This window comes from Cytobacillus pseudoceanisediminis, assembly GCF_023516215.1.
In the GTDB taxonomy this organism is placed as follows: Bacteria; Bacillota; Bacilli; order Bacillales; family Cytobacillaceae; genus Cytobacillus; species Cytobacillus pseudoceanisediminis.
The window spans coordinates 1120335-1136870 of record NZ_CP097349.1 but is presented as its reverse complement, the minus strand read 5'-3'; the positions used below and the strand labels follow the sequence as shown (position 1 = coordinate 1136870).

The following is a 16536-nucleotide window of genomic DNA, read 5'->3' as shown; positions in this document are numbered from 1 at the left end:
TCGATTAACATTCTATTTATTGAAGGCCATTAAGTAAGGCTAATTACTCTAAGTTAACCCATACACTCTTTACTTCCGTGTAGCTATTTAATGCATATGACCCCATCTCGCGGCCAAATCCGGATTCTTTATATCCTCCAAAAGGTGCAGCTGCGTTGGTGATATTATAGCAATTAACCCACACAGTACCAGCCTTTAATTTTCTTGAAATAGTATGGGCATGTTTTAAATTTTCCGTCCACAATCCTGCTGCCAATCCGTATGGGCTGCAGTTGGCGCGTTCTACAACTTCATCGATACTCTTATATGGCATCGCAGCTGCAACTGGACCGAAAATCTCTTCTCTGGCTATAGACATTTCATCCTGTACATCAGCAAATACGGTTGGCTGAACAAAATAGCCTTTGTCTAAGCTTTTTCCGCCTATTAGAAGATTTGCACCTTCTTTTATCCCCTTTTCTATATAGGATGCTACAATTTCCTGCTGTCTTTTAGAGACGAGTGGACCCATTTCTGTTGACTCATCCAAACCATTACCCAGTTTTACCTTTTCTGCATAATCTACCAGTCTATCCATTACCTGGTTATAAAGATGATCTGGTATAAACACTCTTGAGCCCGCGCAGCATACTTGACCTTGATTTGCCATAATCCCGGAAAATACACCTGGTATCGCTTTATCCAGATCCGCATCAGGCAAAATAATATTTGGTGATTTGCCTCCAAGCTCCAAGGTTACTCGTTTCATCGTGTTTGCAGCTTCTTTCATAATGGCTCGACCAACAGGTGTTGAACCAGTGAAAGCAATTTTATTTACCTTTGGATGTTTAACAAGCGCATTTCCGGCTATTTTTCCATAGCCATTAAGAATGTTGACAACCCCTTTTGGGAAACCTGCTTCCTCTATTAACTTAGCTAAATATAAAGCTGATAAAGGTGTTTGTTCTGCAGGTTTTAATATAATAGTACAGCCTGTTGCAAGAGCGGGAGCTATTTTCCATAGGGCCATCATGATGGGAAAATTCCACGGAATAATCTGCCCAACCACACCGACTGGCTCATGGTGAGTATAGTTTAAATGAGTTGTTGAAATAGGAATGGTCTGTCCAGTCATCTTTGTCGTCCAGCCTGCAAAATATCTTAGCTGTTCGATTGCATTAGGGAGATCGCCAGTTAACATTTCTTTAATGGGCTTCCCATTGTCTAATGTATCAAGCTCTGCCAGCACCTGCATGTCCCGTTCCATTAAATCAGCCAGTTTATGCATGAGCTTAGATCTTTCTGCAGAGGAAATATTCGGCCAGGGTCCCTCTTCAAATGCCCTTGAAGCCGCTTCGGCAGCTAAATGAACATCCTTTTCTGACGCAGCATATACAATAGCTAACTCTTCTCCTGTAGCAGGATTTATCGTTTGAATTGTATCTCCTTCAATGGACTCAACCCATTCTCCATTGATAAATAGTTTTTTTGGTTCTTTTAAAAATTCTATCACTTTGGGGTGCAATTCCACCGTATTGCCAACCATCCGGATCTTCCTCCTTGCTTACTCAAATTATTTTGTGACCTTTTTTGAAAAGGCTGCTAAAGAATCATCTACAATATGGATAATTCGTTCCAACTCATTATCACTAGTGATAAAAGGAGGAGCAATCGCAACAATGTTCATCCCTGGTTCAAAATCAAATGGCCTAATCAATAAGCCCCTTTGATATGCTTCATCTACCACACTAACCGATGCTTTTACAGATTCATCAAAAGGAATATTTTGATCTGGATCCTTCATTAAATCAAAACCAGCCAATAAACCCTTCACTCTTGACCCTGATACAAATTCATATTTGTCTTCTAAATAAAGAAGCCCCTTCTCTAATCGTTCTCCCAATATCCGGGCTTTTTCAATAAGACCATCTCGTTCTAAAATTTCAATATTTTTTAATCCCACTGCACAAGCTGTCGGATGCCCGCTGTAAGTGAATCCATGCGCAAGCATGCCGTCATATGATGTAAAGGCATCTCTGATTTTTTCTCTCATGACCACACCGCCAAGTTGAATGTACCCGCTGGTTATCCCCTTTGCGATTGACATAAAGTCCGGAACAACATCCCAATGATCTACCCCGAACATTTTTCCTGTACGTCCAAAACCACAGATAACCTCGTCTGCTATAAGGTGGATATCAAACTCATCACATAATTTTCTAACAGCCTGAAGATAGCCATCAGGAGGAATATGGACTCCGCCAGCTCCTTGGATTGGCTCTACAATAACAGCTGCAACCTTATCTTTTCCTAATTTTTCAATGATGCTTCTAATACATCCCTCATACTCTGGATGGTTCGTGTCACCAAGTTCACACTCTGTTAAATGAGCTTTTGCATTCACGATATCCGGGTCAGTAGATCCCGAGAATTCACGGTAAACCTCTATACCAGTTGCCCTTTGTGCAGAAACTGTTACACCGTGATACCCTCTCTTTAATGAAATAATCGTTCTTTTTTCGGTGTATCCCTGCAATTGCCAATAAAACCTGGATAATTTAAAGGCAGTATCATTTGATTCCGATCCACCGGAAGTGAAGAAAACGGTATTTAAATCTCCCGGTGTTAATGAAGCAATTTTTTCAGCCAAGCGAACAGTTGGTTCATTTGCATAGCCATAAAATGCCGAAGCATACGCAACATTGACCATCTGATTATAGGCAGCTTCAGCCATTTCCTTATTTCCATGCCCTAAATTTACATTCCACAGCATGGAAACTCCATCAATATATTTTTTGCCGCTCATGTCATGGAGGTAAATTCCCTCTCCACCTGTAAAAATAAGTTTTGGGCCTGTTTGCGCCTGTAATTTTGGATTCGTAGATGGATGAAGGAGATGCCTGCGATCTAAAGCGGAAAGTTCACTTGCCAGCAATTCGTTTTTTCCATTCATAATTGTTTGATTTTGGTTCATTTTCAAACATGCCTCCAGTTAAAATAGTTTTAAAAAGCCAATTAAATAAATAAAAGTTAATGAGCCCTTGCAAGCTTTAGAATCGTGTTCAGAAGGACATTTGCACCCTTCTCAATGTCGTCCTCTAAAGTCAATTCTTTTTCATTATGGCTAATCCCGTTAATACTGGGTAAAAAAATCATCCCGGTGTCGGCCATTTTACTTATATATTTTGCATCATGTCCTGGACCGCTAAATAATCTTAAAGTGGAATATCCCAACACGCCTGCAGCTTCACTAATTGCATCCATAACTTCGGAGGAAAATAGCACAGCATCCGAATTCCAATCTGTTGAAATCGTAACTTCAACATTATTCATTACCGCAATTGTGCCTAACTGCTCTCTTAGTCTATCAATTGTACCAGCTCTAATCTCATCATCCTTGTGCCGCACGTCAATCATGAACTCTACTTCACCAGGTATAACATTCGTAATATTCGGTTTGACATTAAGTTTTCCTACTGTCGTTTTCAAACCTTCTATTTCATTTGTTATTTCATATACTTTGGTAACCATTTTAGCTGAAGGTGCCAAGGCATCCTTTCGGTCTTCCATCGGAGTAGGCCCAGCGTGATTTGTCTCTCCTACTACCTTTACATTCAGCCAGCTTATTCCTTGAATTCCTTCGACAATTCCAATTAACTTGTTGTTTTTTTCAAGAATGGGACCTTGTTCCACATGGAGCTCGATAAAGTATTTTATATCTCTTAATCTGTGCTTTTCGTCTCCCATGTATTGAATTTTTTTAATGCCTCCTGGAACGAAATGTTCTCATTATCCTTTGTGTTATAGATAAAGTCTGTTGTAAATTCACCTGCAACACCACCTGATCCAAGCATCGGAGGCTCAAAACGGGCACCTTCTTCATTAGTAAAATTAACTATTTCAATTGGATAATTAGTTTCAATATTATTTTCGTTTAATGTACGGATGACCTCCAAGGCGGTTAAAACACCCAGGATTCCGTCAAACCGTCCGCCGCAGGGCTGTGTATCTAAATGAGATCCAATTGCAACAGCTGGACTATCATTAAACTTTCCTTTTCTCCTTCCGTAAATATTTCCAAGGTCGTCAACTCGTACGTCCAGCTTCTCTTCCTGCAGCCATTTAACAAATATATTTCTCATCTTTTTATCTTCTTCTGTTAAAGCCAGCCGATTTAATCCTCCATTTTCTAACGCTCCAATGGAAGAACTTACATTAATCGTATCAAGCAGGCGTTTTCTATTAACCATGAGTTTCGTAGTTTCCATTTACTTACCTCCTCAACTATTTTTAATGCAATTTTTATGCCAAAGTGAAAATCATCCTAAATATCAATATTTATTTGACTATTAATCTGAAAATTAATAATATAGTAATTATTTCGAACCAATTCCGGTTCATTTTGAATCGAAAACGAATCAAACTCTATCGATCATACTTTGGGGGCTTAATATGAGCAAAAAGTTTTTTGAAGATAAACATTTTCATCATATGTTTAATCATTTAAAAGATGGGATTTTTATAGCTGACCATAATGGCATCGCTCTATGGATTAATGACACTAGTTCAAAGCAAATGGGAGCACCGCGCTCTAAGGTTATCGGAAGAAGTGTATCTGATCTTGAAAAAGACGGCTTATTCACCCCGTCCATTACAAATATTGTGTTAGAAAAAAGAGAGACCGTGACAAAGGTTCAAACCTCTAAAGGGCGACAATACTTAGCAACTGGCTATTTTGTTGAAATAAAAGAAGATAAGACCCAGTATGTCCTGGTCAATGTTAAGGATATAACGGATACTGTCAGGTCCTCCCTTCAGCTGGAAAAAGCGGAAATACTTCTCCAAAAGTATTGGGATGAACTCCAGGAAATGAAGGTCAAGGAATCAGAAAAGAAAAACAATCACATCATTATTGGCAATAGCAAAAAACATGAGGAAATTTTGGATTTAATCGGGAGAATTGCATCATTAGACGTAACCATCCTCTTAACCGGAGAGACTGGGGTCGGGAAAAGCATGATTGCATCAATGATTCACAGAAGGAGCAACCGAACCGATAAACCGTTTATTCAAATAAATTGTGGAGCAATTCCTGAAACTCTGCTGGAATCAGAATTATTTGGATACAAGAAAGGAGCATTCACCGGAGCAAACAATAGCGGGAAAATCGGATTAGTTGAGAAGGCAAATGGAGGTACCCTTTTTCTTGACGAAATCGGGGAACTGCCTTTAACTCTGCAGCCCAAGCTTCTTCAATTGGTTCAGGAAAAGTCATTTTTTCCTATTGGTTCCACCGAATTAAAACAGGTAGATGTACGGATTATTACCGCTACCCATCAAAGCCTTCTGGAAATGGTCCAAGAAAAGCGATTCAGAGAGGATTTATATTATAGATTGAACGTTGTTTCAATTCAAATCCCGGCGCTAAGAGAAAGAAAGGATGATATTATTCCTCTTGTTTTTCATTACCTTGAACTTTTCAAAACAAAATATCGAAAGTCCACTGTCTTAGGAAAAGAGCTGGTTGATTATCTGCAGAATTATAGCTGGCCTGGTAATATTCGTGAATTAGAGAACATGATCGAACGTTTAGTTGTCACTGCAAAGTCAGAAATAATTGATAAAAGCGACTTATCGGAAAAGGTATTAAGAGAGGTTCAGAAGAAGGAAAGTGCGTTTCCTCCCAAACTAAATGGCCAAAGTCTTCCTAGTTATATCGAGGAAATTGAAAAAAGCTGATTATTGATGCCCAAAAAGAACATAACTCCACCAGGAAAGCCGCCAAAGCACTTGGAATAACACAATCCTCCTTGATAAGAAGACTGCAAAAATATAATTTATAAGTTACATAAACTAAAACATGAATTGATTCGAAATCGGTTCATTTATTCGAAAAACAAATTTACCAAAGGCTTAGAAAACGAAAAAAATTGGATATAAGCATTTAAAATTCTCTTCTTAATCTTGGCATGGAACTTGCAACAGAAACCTAGTAAATACAGTTTAAGGAGGGAGTTTTTTAAAGCATCGCTGCTTTCTTTATATAAAGGCTCTGTCAATAATTACGATGAATTACTGAGTTTAGGGGGATAAAACATGGTATTAACAATGAATGGAACACCAAAAAAAGACGGTTTTAGAATGCCGGGAGAATTTGAAAAACATAAGGGGACCTGGATGCTTTGGCCAGTCAGAACGGATACGTGGAGAGCTGGAGCTAAGCCTGCTCAAAGGGTATATGTCGAAGTTGCAAAAGCGATTGCCCAATTTGAACCTGTTACCATGTGTGTAAGACCGGAACAATTCGAAAATGCCCGCGCCCTTTTACCTGAACATATCCGCGTAATTGAAATTTCCTCTAACGATGCCTGGATGAGAGATATTGGTCCAACCTTTGTGAAAAATGATCAAGGTGAGGTGCGCGGGATTGACTGGGGGTTTAATGCCTGGGGAGGAATTGAAGAGGGTTTATATTTCCCTTGGGATTTAGATCTCCAAGTAAAACGAAAAGTATTAGAGATCGAGCATATAAGCCGGTACGATGCAACAGAATTTGTTTTAGAAGGCGGCGCTATAACCGTGGATGGTGAAGGCACGCTAATTACTACCGAACAGTGTGTTTTAAATAAAAACCGAAATAAAAATTTAACAAAAGAAGAGGTAGAAGAAAGACTTTCTGAATTCCTGAATGTAGAAAAGATCATCTGGTTAAAGGATGGGCTGGTCGGAGATGAAACAGATGGGCATGTGGACGAGGTTTTATTTTTTGTTAAGCCTGGTGAAATTGCCATGAGCTGGACAGATGACCCGATTCATCCTCAGTATGAAGTGCTTCAGGATGCATACGAACGGCTGAAGAATGCAACAGATGCAAAAGGCAGAAAACTAAAAATACACAAAATACAAATGCCGAAACAAATAACATTAAGCGAAGCTGAAAGTTTTGAAATTGATTACTCCAGACATAGTTACGAACGGTCAACACACGTGACCTTTATTTCTACTTATATTAATTGTTATTTATGTAACGGTGGAGTTATTTTGCCAACATTTAATGATCCCCAGGATGAGCATGCTGTCGCCGCTTTTCAAAGAATGTTCCCGGACCGGCAAATTGTTACGGTTAACACTCGTGAGGTGTCAGTTGGCGGAGGAAACATTCATTGCATCACTCAGCAGCAGCCGTGGCCATAAGAAAAGCTAAAGCGTCACATAACTAAGCATTTTTAATACTCGTGAAAACTTATACTCTTATTTTTAAAAAAACTCGAGCTGAATTTTAATTCAGCTCTTTTTTTGTGTGTTCCCCGGAAAAAATGGCTTACATATAATATTTGGCACAATCCTTGCATTGTAATTAGATGTAAGAAGAAAGCCATTATGTTCTTTTTAGAAACTTAAATTTAAAGTATGAGGTGAGAATGATAATGATCGCAAATGAACTTACTTATCAAGAATTGGCGGAATTGGACAAAAAGCATTTCATGCATCCTACATCCCCTATTCAACAACAGCAGGAAAATGGCCCTGCCTATATTTTTACAAAAGGAGACGGCATATATCTCGAAGATGTTCATGGGAAAAAGGTTATTGATGGAATGTCCTCTCTTTGGAATGTAAATATTGGACATGGGCGAAAAGAGCTGGGTATTGCTGCCATGGAACAAATGAATAAGCTGGCTTTTAGCTCCTGCTTCGCGACATTTAGCAATGAACCAGCTATTCGATTAGCTGCTAAAATAGCAGAGGTCACACCTGGGGATTTAAATGCCACCTTTTTTACTTCTGGGGGATCAGAGGCCAATGATACCGCTTATAAGTTAGCAAGACATTATTGGATTTTAAAAGGGCAGCCTGAGAAAAAGAAAATAATTTCCCGAATAAAGTCCTACCATGGGGTTGCAATGGGGGCAACCAGCGCAACAGGCCTAAAGCCTTTCAGGGATTTCACTAATTCCTTGGCACCGGATTTTTATCATACGGATAATTTTTCGGCAAAAGCGTTTGAAGAAGCCGTAATATCTGAAGGACCTGATACAATTGCTGCCTTTATTGCAGAGCCCGTACAAGGAGCTGGAGGAGTTCATATTGCTCCTGAGGAGTATTTTAAAAATGTAAGAAATATTTGTGATAAATACAATATTCTTTTTATCACGGATGAAGTCATTACCGGATTTGGGCGGACAGGAAAATACTTTGGAATTGAGCATTATGGTGTTGCCCCCGATTTAATGTGTTTTGCAAAAGGAGTCACTAGTGGATATGCACAGCTTGGCGGAGTGGTCCTCTCTGAAAAGATATATGAAGATTTTAAACGATTATCAACTGGCACACTCCTGCATGGCTATACTTATAGCGGTCATCCAATGGCATGCGCAGTAGCACTGAAGAATATTGAAATAATTGAAAATGAAAACTTAATTGAGAACGCCAAAAATATGGGTGCAGAAATGCTCAAGGGCTTTAGATGGATCCAAGGAGAGAGAGAGATTGTTAAAAATGTCAGGGCGTTAGGGCTTATGGGAGCTATTGAATTAAATAGCCAACAATCGGCAGCGGGACCCCTAGCCCCTCTGATTGTCAATGAGGCAGCCAAACAGGGACTCATTTGCCGATCTGTTGTATTCGATAAGATGGATATACTTGTATTTGCCCCCCTCTTTCAATTAATAAGCAGGAGATTGATCGTTTAGTAGAAATTATCCATCATGCCATCTATCAAATAGAGCAAAAAGTGTAGACTTTTATTTCAGAACTGGACTTTTTTAAAAAGTAATTAATCTTGTTCAAAAATTTGGAGGTTATATGCTTATGAAAAAATATCACCTGTTTATCAATGGAGAGTGGGCAAAAGCAAAACATTATAACCCCCTATTCTCTCCTTATAGCAAAGAACTGATCGCAGAAATCCCAAGTGCAACAGTGGAAGAAGTCAATTCCGCTATAGAAGCTGCATACAAGGCGAGAACGATTATGTCTGAAATGCCAAGCCATCAGCAGGCAAAAATCCTTGAAAACCTCGCAGGCCTATTTGAAGCGCACTTTGATCAAGCTGCTGAAATTCTTTCTTTAGAGGCGGCGAAGCCGCTAAAAACCGCTAAAGGAGAAGTGGCAAGAACGATTCAAACTTACAAATTTGCTGCTGAGGAAGCTAAAAGAATTAGCGGAGAAACAATCCCGCTGGATGCAGCTCCAGGCGGTGAAGGGAGATTCGCTTACACTGTAAAAGAACCACTTGGAGTTATCGGAGCCATTACTCCTTTTAACTTTCCGATGAATCTCGTTGCCCATAAGGTTGGACCTGCAATTGCCGCTGGAAATACAGTCGTATTAAAGCCAGCAGGCCAGACGCCCATTTCGGCCTATTTGCTTGCTGAACTTATGCAAAAAGCCGGGCTGCCGCCAGGTGCTTTGAATGTAGTAACAGGAAGTGGCCCGGTCATAGGTGAAAAGCTGATATCAGATGATCGAGTGAAGAAAATTACTTTTACGGGCAGCCCCGAGGTCGGAATCGGCATCAGGAATAAAGCGGGATTAAAACATGTCACACTGGAACTGGGATCTAACGCTGCACTCATTGTAGATAAAAATATTGATATCGACAAAATCATTAAGCGCTGTGTAGAAGGAGCCTTCAGTTATCAGGGTCAGGTTTGTATTTCCCTTCAGAGAATTTATGTCCATAAGGATAGCTACACCAGCTTCGTTGAAAAATTTGTTAAAGCAGCACAACAATTGAAAGCTGGAGATCCTTTAAATCCTGACACAGATGTTTCTGCTTTAATTAATCCTAAGGAAGTGGAAAGAACCCTTGAATGGATTTCAGAGGCAAAACAAAATGGGGCAATCGTTGCTGCAGGCGGAGCCAGTGAAGGTAATATCCTCCTCCCTACTGTTTTACTAGGTGTGAATCCAACATCTAAGGTGTCATGTCAGGAGGTTTTCGCTCCAATTGTTTTAATAAACAAGGTCAACTCTGTTGAGGAAGCGATTGATTTTGTTAATGATTCCCGTTATGGGCTGCAGGCTGGCATTTATACAGATAATATTCACACTGCTTTACAGGCATCAAAGAAATTGCATGTTGGCGGAGTCCTCATTAATGATATACCCACCTTCCGTGTTGACCACATGCCTTATGGCGGTGTAAAAGAAAGCGGCATTGGACGTGAAGGGATTAAATATGCCATCGAGGAAATGACTGAGCTCAAGCTAGTAATCTTTAATAATAATGATTAATGGAGGTTATTTAAATGATTATTGGAGTACCGAGGGAAATTAAAAATAATGAGAATCGGGTAGCTCTAACCCCAGCCGGTGCTATGAGCCTGGTTAATGCTGGACATACGGTAGTGATCGAGAGTGGAGCGGGACTTGGGAGTGGATTTAGGGACGAGTTCTATCAAGAGGTTGGTGCCTCTATTGAATCAGCCGCAGCGAAGGTTTGGGCAAATGCAGAAATGATTATGAAGGTCAAGGAACCTATTTCAAGTGAATACAAGTATTTCCGAAAAGGCCTTATTTTATTTACTTACCTGCATTTAGCAGCAGAACCTGAACTGACAAGAGCACTGGTGGAAAATGAAGTAACAGCTATCGCATATGAAACAGTACAAGCAGGAAATACGCTGCCGCTGCTTACTCCAATGAGTGAAGTAGCTGGAAGAATGTCCGCCCAAATTGGTGCACAGCTTCTAGAGAAAACGAAAGGCGGGAAAGGAATTCTTCTTTCTGGTGTACCAGGCGTTAAGAGAGGAAAGGTTACCGTCATTGGCGGTGGCGTTGCAGGAACAAATGCTGCAAAAATCGCAATGGGTCTGGGTGCTGATGTAACAATCATCGATTTAAGCCCAGATCGCTTGCGCCAAATCGATGATATTTTTGGCAGCCAAATCCAAACACTTATGTCTAATCCTTTTAACATTGCCAAGGCGGTTGCAGATTCCGATTTAGTGATTGGAGCTGTACTCATCCCAGGCTCGAAGGCACCGAAACTAGTGACGGAAGAAATGATTAAATCAATGGAAGCAGGATCTGTAGTTGTTGATGTCGCCGTTGACCAAGGAGGTATTATTGAGACAGCTGACAGAGTCACTACTCATGATAACCCAACATATATTAAGCATGGTGTTATCCATTATGCTGTGGCAAACATGCCGGGAGCTGTTCCGCAAACATCAACTATCGCCCTTACAAATGTGACAGTTCCATACGCGCTGCAAATTGCCAATAAAGGTGTAAAGAAAGCATTGATTGAAAATCCAGCTCTTGCAGCAGGACTGAACACCATTAATGGTGAAGTCACCTATAAAGCTGTAGCAAACGATCTCGGCTATGAATATGTCCAACCGATGAAAATATTAGCCAAAGAGGAAGTTAATAATTAGGAAGCCGCTTAATCCATTTAGATTTGTTCCATTTTTTAAACATTAGCCTGGCATATAAGTCAGGCTCTCTTAATGTTTGGCGGATGAACGCTGACAAAATGTCTGCATTCCCGTTTTCCGCCATTTTCATCTTAGAAGATATTCCTTTTCTCGGAGAAACACTATCTTCTCTTCCTCTTCTATTAAACAGTATTAGCTCCATCACCATTAATAAGTATGGACTCTTCTAAAAACTATCTAAAGAAGTTCTTTTTTCTCATGTTTTTATTTTAGTACAATCGTTAGTTTTAAAAAAACCTGCCCCTTTAGCCGAATAAGAAAAAAGAGCTGCCGATCCACACTGAATCTCCAACTCTTGCACCTGTTATTCTAAGCTCCATTTCTTCACCAACTTATCATCAATTAACCTTATTAAAAACTTTTTATAGTGCAAAGCTTATTAACCATCCCCAAAATTTTTCAACGCTGCCTAAAACTAAATATCCCCCACTTTATCAATCATTTTAATCGAAAGATAAACACTAACGAATCCTAATAGACAAAGCACTGCATTAACAAGGGCAGGGTCAAGAGTGATATTAATAAGAGAGGAAAAGTTTTGAAACTGCATTAGGAATATGGCACAAATAACGGTTGGAATCGTTGCCCTTTTCCAAATACCAAAGAAGAAGAGCGGAATTAAACTAATTAGGGCAGTTATAAATGAATGAACAATCATTTTACTAAAATAGGCTGCGAAATCTGCAGCAGTTGGCTGCCCATTAATGATATCAAAAACCTGATCGATCAAATAGGTTGCCAAGCCGGTCAATACAAAGGATACAAGCGTACAAAGGAAAACAGCCAGCGAGATAAAAAGAATTTTCGCCATAACCAGCTTTTTCCGGCTTATTGGATAGCCAAACGAAAGAGATATGGTTTTATTCTTATATTCCTCAATGAAAACCTGATTGATAAGAGATGCTCCAAATAGGACAAATCCCAGCTGAATCGACACGATCAGCTGAATAACAGCGGAATAATTCTGCCCAAAATCTGCCATTACCATCTTAATAAAAAACACTGGCAAAAACATAAGAATGCCTAGGTAAATAATCATCTCACCAATAACCATCTTTTGTTTTAATTTTCTCCATTCCAATTCCATCAATTTAAACAATTATTTCACCTCCATGAATTTGACGATAAAAATAGTCTTCCAGTGTGCTTGTATGTTTTTGTATTTCCTCTAGCTCAATATCATGCAGAATTAAGATTTTTGTAATCTCACTTTGAGACTGGGTTACATCATAAATCCGAACTCTTCTGTCACCTACAATCTTTATATTGGATATGCGGAGTTCATGTACAAGCAAATACGCTGTTCTATCGGTGTCTGGTGTGACAATTTCAATATAATCCGCTCTTTGCTTCCTAATCTCTGCTAAGCTCACTTCATTCACCAGTTTTCCATTTTGAATCACACCAACCCGATCAACAATCTGTTCAATTTCTCCTAAAATATGACTGGACAGAAGAAAGGTAATCCCATATTCCTTGTTCAGCATCCGAATTAAATCACGCATATCTTTAATGCCAATTGGATCCAGACCGTTTGTCGGTTCATCCAAAATAATCAGCTCAGGCTTGGTGATAATGGCTCTTACAATCCCAAGGCGCTGTTTCATCCCAAGGGAAAAGTCCTTAACCACTTTATCTTCAATTCCTTTTAATTGGACCAATTCCAAAGCTTGTGTAATAGCCTTTTTATCATAATAACCTAAATATTCACAGTGAAGCTCCAGATTCTCCATTGCTGTTAAATGCTCGAAAAAAATGGGATATTCAATTATACTCCCTACTCGTTTTAAGCCTGACTTATTGGTTTCTGTGAGTTTTTTTCCAAACAATAAAATTTCTCCCTTAGAAGGAATAAGCAATCCTGTGAGCATTTTCATGATCGTTGTTTTTCCAGCACCATTCTGACCAAGAAATCCATATATCTCCCCTTTTTTGATATGAAGGTTTACATTCGATACGAGTGTTATACCTTTCACGGTTTTCGTTAATCCATTTGTTTGAACAACGTAATCCATCATTTAGACCTCCTTTATTACTTTTATCTTAATCAGAGATACTGACTTTTTCTTTCTCATTTCTTACAAGTTTCTTAAGTTGGAATTTTTTACATCATCCAGAGGCAGATATGTACCAAGATAGCGTGGCTATCTAATCATGTCACCAAAAAATAGGCAAAAGTAAAAAAGAGCCGTTCCAGCAGAACACCTCTTTCAAGCAGTCTTAATATATCATTTGTTTAAAGATACATATGAAAGCCGTTTTCTCAAAGGGTTTGCTTCTTAAGTGTATCGAACCATTCATTGCTTCTGTTAAACGCTTCGAGATGCTTAAGCCTAGACCGCTTCCTTGAAATTGTGGATTTCTGGCATCATCCAGTGTATAAAGCCTGTCAAATACACGATCCTGATGCACCTCTGCAATCCCTTTTCCTTTATCCCAGATCTCTACAGCAATGGACCCTTTATCTTCTCGAAGTGTTAAACCAAATACTCCCCCATCACTTCCATACCGAATAGAATTAGAAATTAAATTGCTGAGTATTCGATTTAAAGCATGTTCATTACCGAGGATGTAAAAATTCCGTTCCGGGATATCAATTTCTACCTGAAGACCCTTTGAAAGGAGCAAATCATAATAATCCAAAACATTCTTCCTGCAAATCTCATTAAGAGATATCTTGCTTAATGGAATCATATAATCATTGGATTCTATTTTGACAAGGTCAAAAAATTGATTAAGTAATGAGATTAACCCCACTACTTTATCATGAAGCCGTAAAATGGCCTTTTCCTTCTCATCCTCACTTAACTTATCATCCAGCTTAAGTTTCTCCACATAACCTAAAATAACAGTTAGTGGTGTCTTCAAATCATGTGACATATTGGATATCATCTTCCTTAAGCTGTCTTTTGTACTTGCGTAATCCGCAAATACCTTTTGGTTGTATGCCAATAGCCGGTTTATTTGAATGAGTAAAAACTGTATGGAATGCTGGTCTGTTTGCAATAACACTTTTTCAGCTGTCTTGTGCTCTATGATTTCTGCTAACTTTTCACTTATTTCATGTAAATGGTTATTTATTTTTTTCGGGAAACATACTGGATTATATTCATGACGAGTAAGAAAGTAATCAGCACACTAAGCGCAAGGATCATAAATTATTCTCCTAATTTATATCCGATCCCCCAAATTGTCCGAATATACTGCGGGTTAGACGGATCCTTTTCAATTTTTTCACGAAGCCTTCTTATATGAACATTTATTACATTTTCATTACCATAATAATCATCTTGCCAAATAAACTGGTAGATTTGCTCCTTTGTAAACACTCTGCTCTGATTTGTCATAAAAAGCATTAAAATATGAAATTCTTTGGATGTTAGCTGGGCAATCTTATCCTTCACCTGTACAGAAAAGGTGGATAAGTCGAGGGAAAGTTCTTTAAATTGGATAATTGCGGGAGCGGAATGGTTCGTAGCGGGAATATATTGCGTTGCTCTTCGAATCGCTGCATGCACTCTGGCAGTCAGTTCAATCATGGAAATAGGTTTACTGATATAATCATCTGCACCAAAACCAAGACCTAAAGCTTTGTCCAGGTCACTTCCTTTTGCTGATATAATCAAAACAGGAAGTAAGCTTTTTCTCTGACTTTTTTAAGATATCCATACCACTAAATTTAGGAAGCATTAAATCAAGCAGGATTAAATCGAACTCTTCTTTCTTAAAGAGAGATAATGCCTCCTCTCCATCAAATGCGGTAAGTACTTTAAAATTCTCCTGTTCTAAGTGATCCTTTATCAATTTATTAATTTCCCGGTCGTCTTCCACAAGCAAAATACGTTTTTGCATACTTCCACATCCATTCACTTCTTTTAACACAGCCTATCATATACGTTTTTCTATTACTGTATTTCGATACTATACACAAAATTCCTTCTTTCAAAAACCAAGTAGCTTGGAAATGTTTTACTTACATTTTATTAATATTAACAACGAAAAATAAAAAGGCATTAAGGCTAGAAAAGGTGGTGGAAAAATGCAGCAACAACAACAGCAAATTTGGTTTCCATTAGTTGCATCAATTGGTATCGGTGCAGCAGCGTTCTATAGTATGACCAGGGGGCAAGGTACGGGGCAAACCCTTCAACAATTTATACCATTGGCAGCAGGAATGGGTGGTAATCAGGCCACACAGATGCAACAAAATCAGCAAAACAACCAACAAAATAAATTAAATTCAAATAACCAATTACAATAAAAACCCTTTTTTCACAGAAGGTTTTTCAATAAGAAAGTATATTTTTTTATAAAGAAAGCGACCATATTTTTAAGGCTGGTCGCTTTTTAAAAACATTACTGGAATAACTTAATTATTAACTACCTGCCCCTTTAGTTAAATAATAAAAAGTCTCCTGATTTGGCAGCTGCTCTTGAAAGAAACATCTCACATTGATGTTTCAGGTGAAGCAGATGTCATAAAAAGAACTCCATCTGAAAAGCAGGAATAAATATTTTCGCCATATTCTTAAACCACTGAATCCGATCGTCTCCATAAAGGAAACGGCAACTGTGGATAAAAGGACCCGACAATCAGGGCGAGAACTCTTTTCTTCCATACTTGTAAACCTAATCCTGCAGCCGTATCATCTACAAATGACAGCAACAAGATCGAGATAATAACGGCAAATTGGATATCACCCCATCCCTAGGCATACATGCTTCCTAAAAGTCAAACTAGTGCAGCAGGATTGGCTTAAAGTTATTGGGCATATTAAAAAAATCCAACAAGTTTATTATTAAATTGTATTAAAAACAGTAAAAAAGGCTGTTTTTGACATACTATATATTAGGTATGTTCCTAGGAGTGGTATCAATGAGGAAAATAAATAAATTAGCCGGCCTATGCTGGGACGGATTAACTTTAAAACATGTTTCTCACAAAGGGATTGTTATTCCTTATGTATTATTTTTTATTATCACATTAATTTTTGAGCTGTTTTTATCTGCTTTGTTCATTTTATCTTTTTTTCTATTCAGTACATATGGATACAATCCTAATATTCAATACTATATGAACGCTGTAATTTTGATTCTTATGTTAGTCATT

General features: G+C 38.6%; 12 protein-coding genes and 3 pseudogenes. 7 read left to right on the top strand and 8 right to left on the bottom strand.

Annotation, left to right across the window (positions count from 1 at the left end; genetic code table 11):
- Positions 1–43: 43 nt before the first annotated feature.
- From M5V91_RS06040 to M5V91_RS06025, 4 genes are read right to left on the bottom strand one after another with little or no spacing between them, the layout of a single operon-like run.
- A complete protein-coding gene (locus tag M5V91_RS06040; protein WP_071158360.1) occupies positions 44–1525 on the bottom strand; it encodes an aldehyde dehydrogenase family protein in 1482 nt (493 codons plus the stop codon).
- 27 nt (positions 1526–1552) lie between these two features.
- The gene (locus M5V91_RS06035) at positions 1553–2953 is read right to left on the bottom strand and encodes an aminotransferase family protein (protein WP_071158362.1); all 1401 of its coding nucleotides are present in this window, start codon (positions 2951–2953) and stop codon (positions 1553–1555) included.
- A gap of 56 nt (positions 2954–3009) precedes the next feature.
- Positions 3010–3726, bottom strand: a complete 717-nt coding sequence (locus M5V91_RS06030; protein WP_284521892.1) for a hydantoinase/carbamoylase family amidase — start codon at positions 3724–3726, stop codon at positions 3010–3012.
- Complete coding sequence (locus tag M5V91_RS06025; protein WP_284521891.1) at positions 3702–4247, bottom strand: M20/M25/M40 family metallo-hydrolase; 546 nt, start codon at positions 4245–4247, stop codon at positions 3702–3704. The genes M5V91_RS06030 and M5V91_RS06025 overlap by 25 nt, the downstream gene beginning before the upstream one ends.
- A gap of 184 nt (positions 4248–4431) precedes the next feature.
- Here M5V91_RS06025 and M5V91_RS06020 point away from each other — a divergent pair, with 184 nt between their 5' ends.
- The 6 genes and pseudogenes from M5V91_RS06020 to ald all read left to right on the top strand — a co-directional run bounded on the left by M5V91_RS06020 (position 4432) and on the right by ald (position 11366).
- Positions 4432–5718, top strand: a complete 1287-nt coding sequence (locus M5V91_RS06020) for a sigma-54 interaction domain-containing protein (RefSeq protein ID WP_284521890.1) — start codon at positions 4432–4434, stop codon at positions 5716–5718.
- The gene (locus M5V91_RS06015; RefSeq protein ID WP_369425977.1) at positions 5715–5822 is read left to right on the top strand and encodes a helix-turn-helix domain-containing protein; all 108 of its coding nucleotides are present in this window, start codon (positions 5715–5717) and stop codon (positions 5820–5822) included. Before M5V91_RS06020 ends, M5V91_RS06015 begins: the two co-directional genes overlap by 4 nt.
- A 253-nt stretch (positions 5823–6075) precedes the next feature.
- Positions 6076–7173 carry an agmatine deiminase gene (aguA, locus tag M5V91_RS06010; protein ID WP_284521889.1) on the top strand — a complete coding sequence of 366 codons (1098 nt, stop codon included), beginning with the start codon at positions 6076–6078 and terminating at the stop codon, positions 7171–7173.
- A 233-nt stretch (positions 7174–7406) separates the two neighbouring features.
- Positions 7407–8719 (top strand): annotated as a pseudogene (locus M5V91_RS06005) (aminotransferase family protein).
- 65 nt (positions 8720–8784) lie between these two features.
- Complete coding sequence (locus M5V91_RS06000) at positions 8785–10218, top strand: aldehyde dehydrogenase family protein (RefSeq protein ID WP_284521888.1); 1434 nt, start codon at positions 8785–8787, stop codon at positions 10216–10218.
- A gap of 14 nt (positions 10219–10232) precedes the next feature.
- A complete protein-coding gene (ald, locus tag M5V91_RS05995) occupies positions 10233–11366 on the top strand; it encodes an alanine dehydrogenase (RefSeq protein ID WP_009334075.1) in 1134 nt (377 codons plus the stop codon).
- Between the two features lie 475 nt (positions 11367–11841).
- Here the strand turns inward: ald and M5V91_RS05990 are convergent, their stop codons facing one another.
- The 4 genes and pseudogenes from M5V91_RS05990 to M5V91_RS05975 all read right to left on the bottom strand — a co-directional run bounded on the left by M5V91_RS05990 (position 11842) and on the right by M5V91_RS05975 (position 15278).
- Entirely contained in the window at positions 11842–12525 is a 684-nt protein-coding gene (locus M5V91_RS05990) for an ABC transporter permease (protein WP_019383359.1), read from the bottom strand.
- Positions 12518–13441 carry an ABC transporter ATP-binding protein gene (locus tag M5V91_RS05985; RefSeq protein WP_284522254.1) on the bottom strand — a complete coding sequence of 308 codons (924 nt, stop codon included), beginning with the start codon at positions 13439–13441 and terminating at the stop codon, positions 12518–12520. Before M5V91_RS05985 ends, M5V91_RS05990 begins: the two co-directional genes overlap by 8 nt.
- Before the next feature lie 205 nt (positions 13442–13646).
- Positions 13647–14581: pseudogene (locus M5V91_RS05980) on the bottom strand (sensor histidine kinase).
- Between the two features lie 3 nt (positions 14582–14584).
- A pseudogene (locus M5V91_RS05975) lies at positions 14585–15278 on the bottom strand (response regulator transcription factor).
- Between the two features lie 187 nt (positions 15279–15465).
- Between M5V91_RS05975 and M5V91_RS05970 the strand changes: the two are divergent.
- The gene (locus M5V91_RS05970; RefSeq protein WP_019383356.1) at positions 15466–15687 is read left to right on the top strand and encodes a hypothetical protein; all 222 of its coding nucleotides are present in this window, start codon (positions 15466–15468) and stop codon (positions 15685–15687) included.
- Positions 15688–16536: the final 849 nt, after the last annotated feature.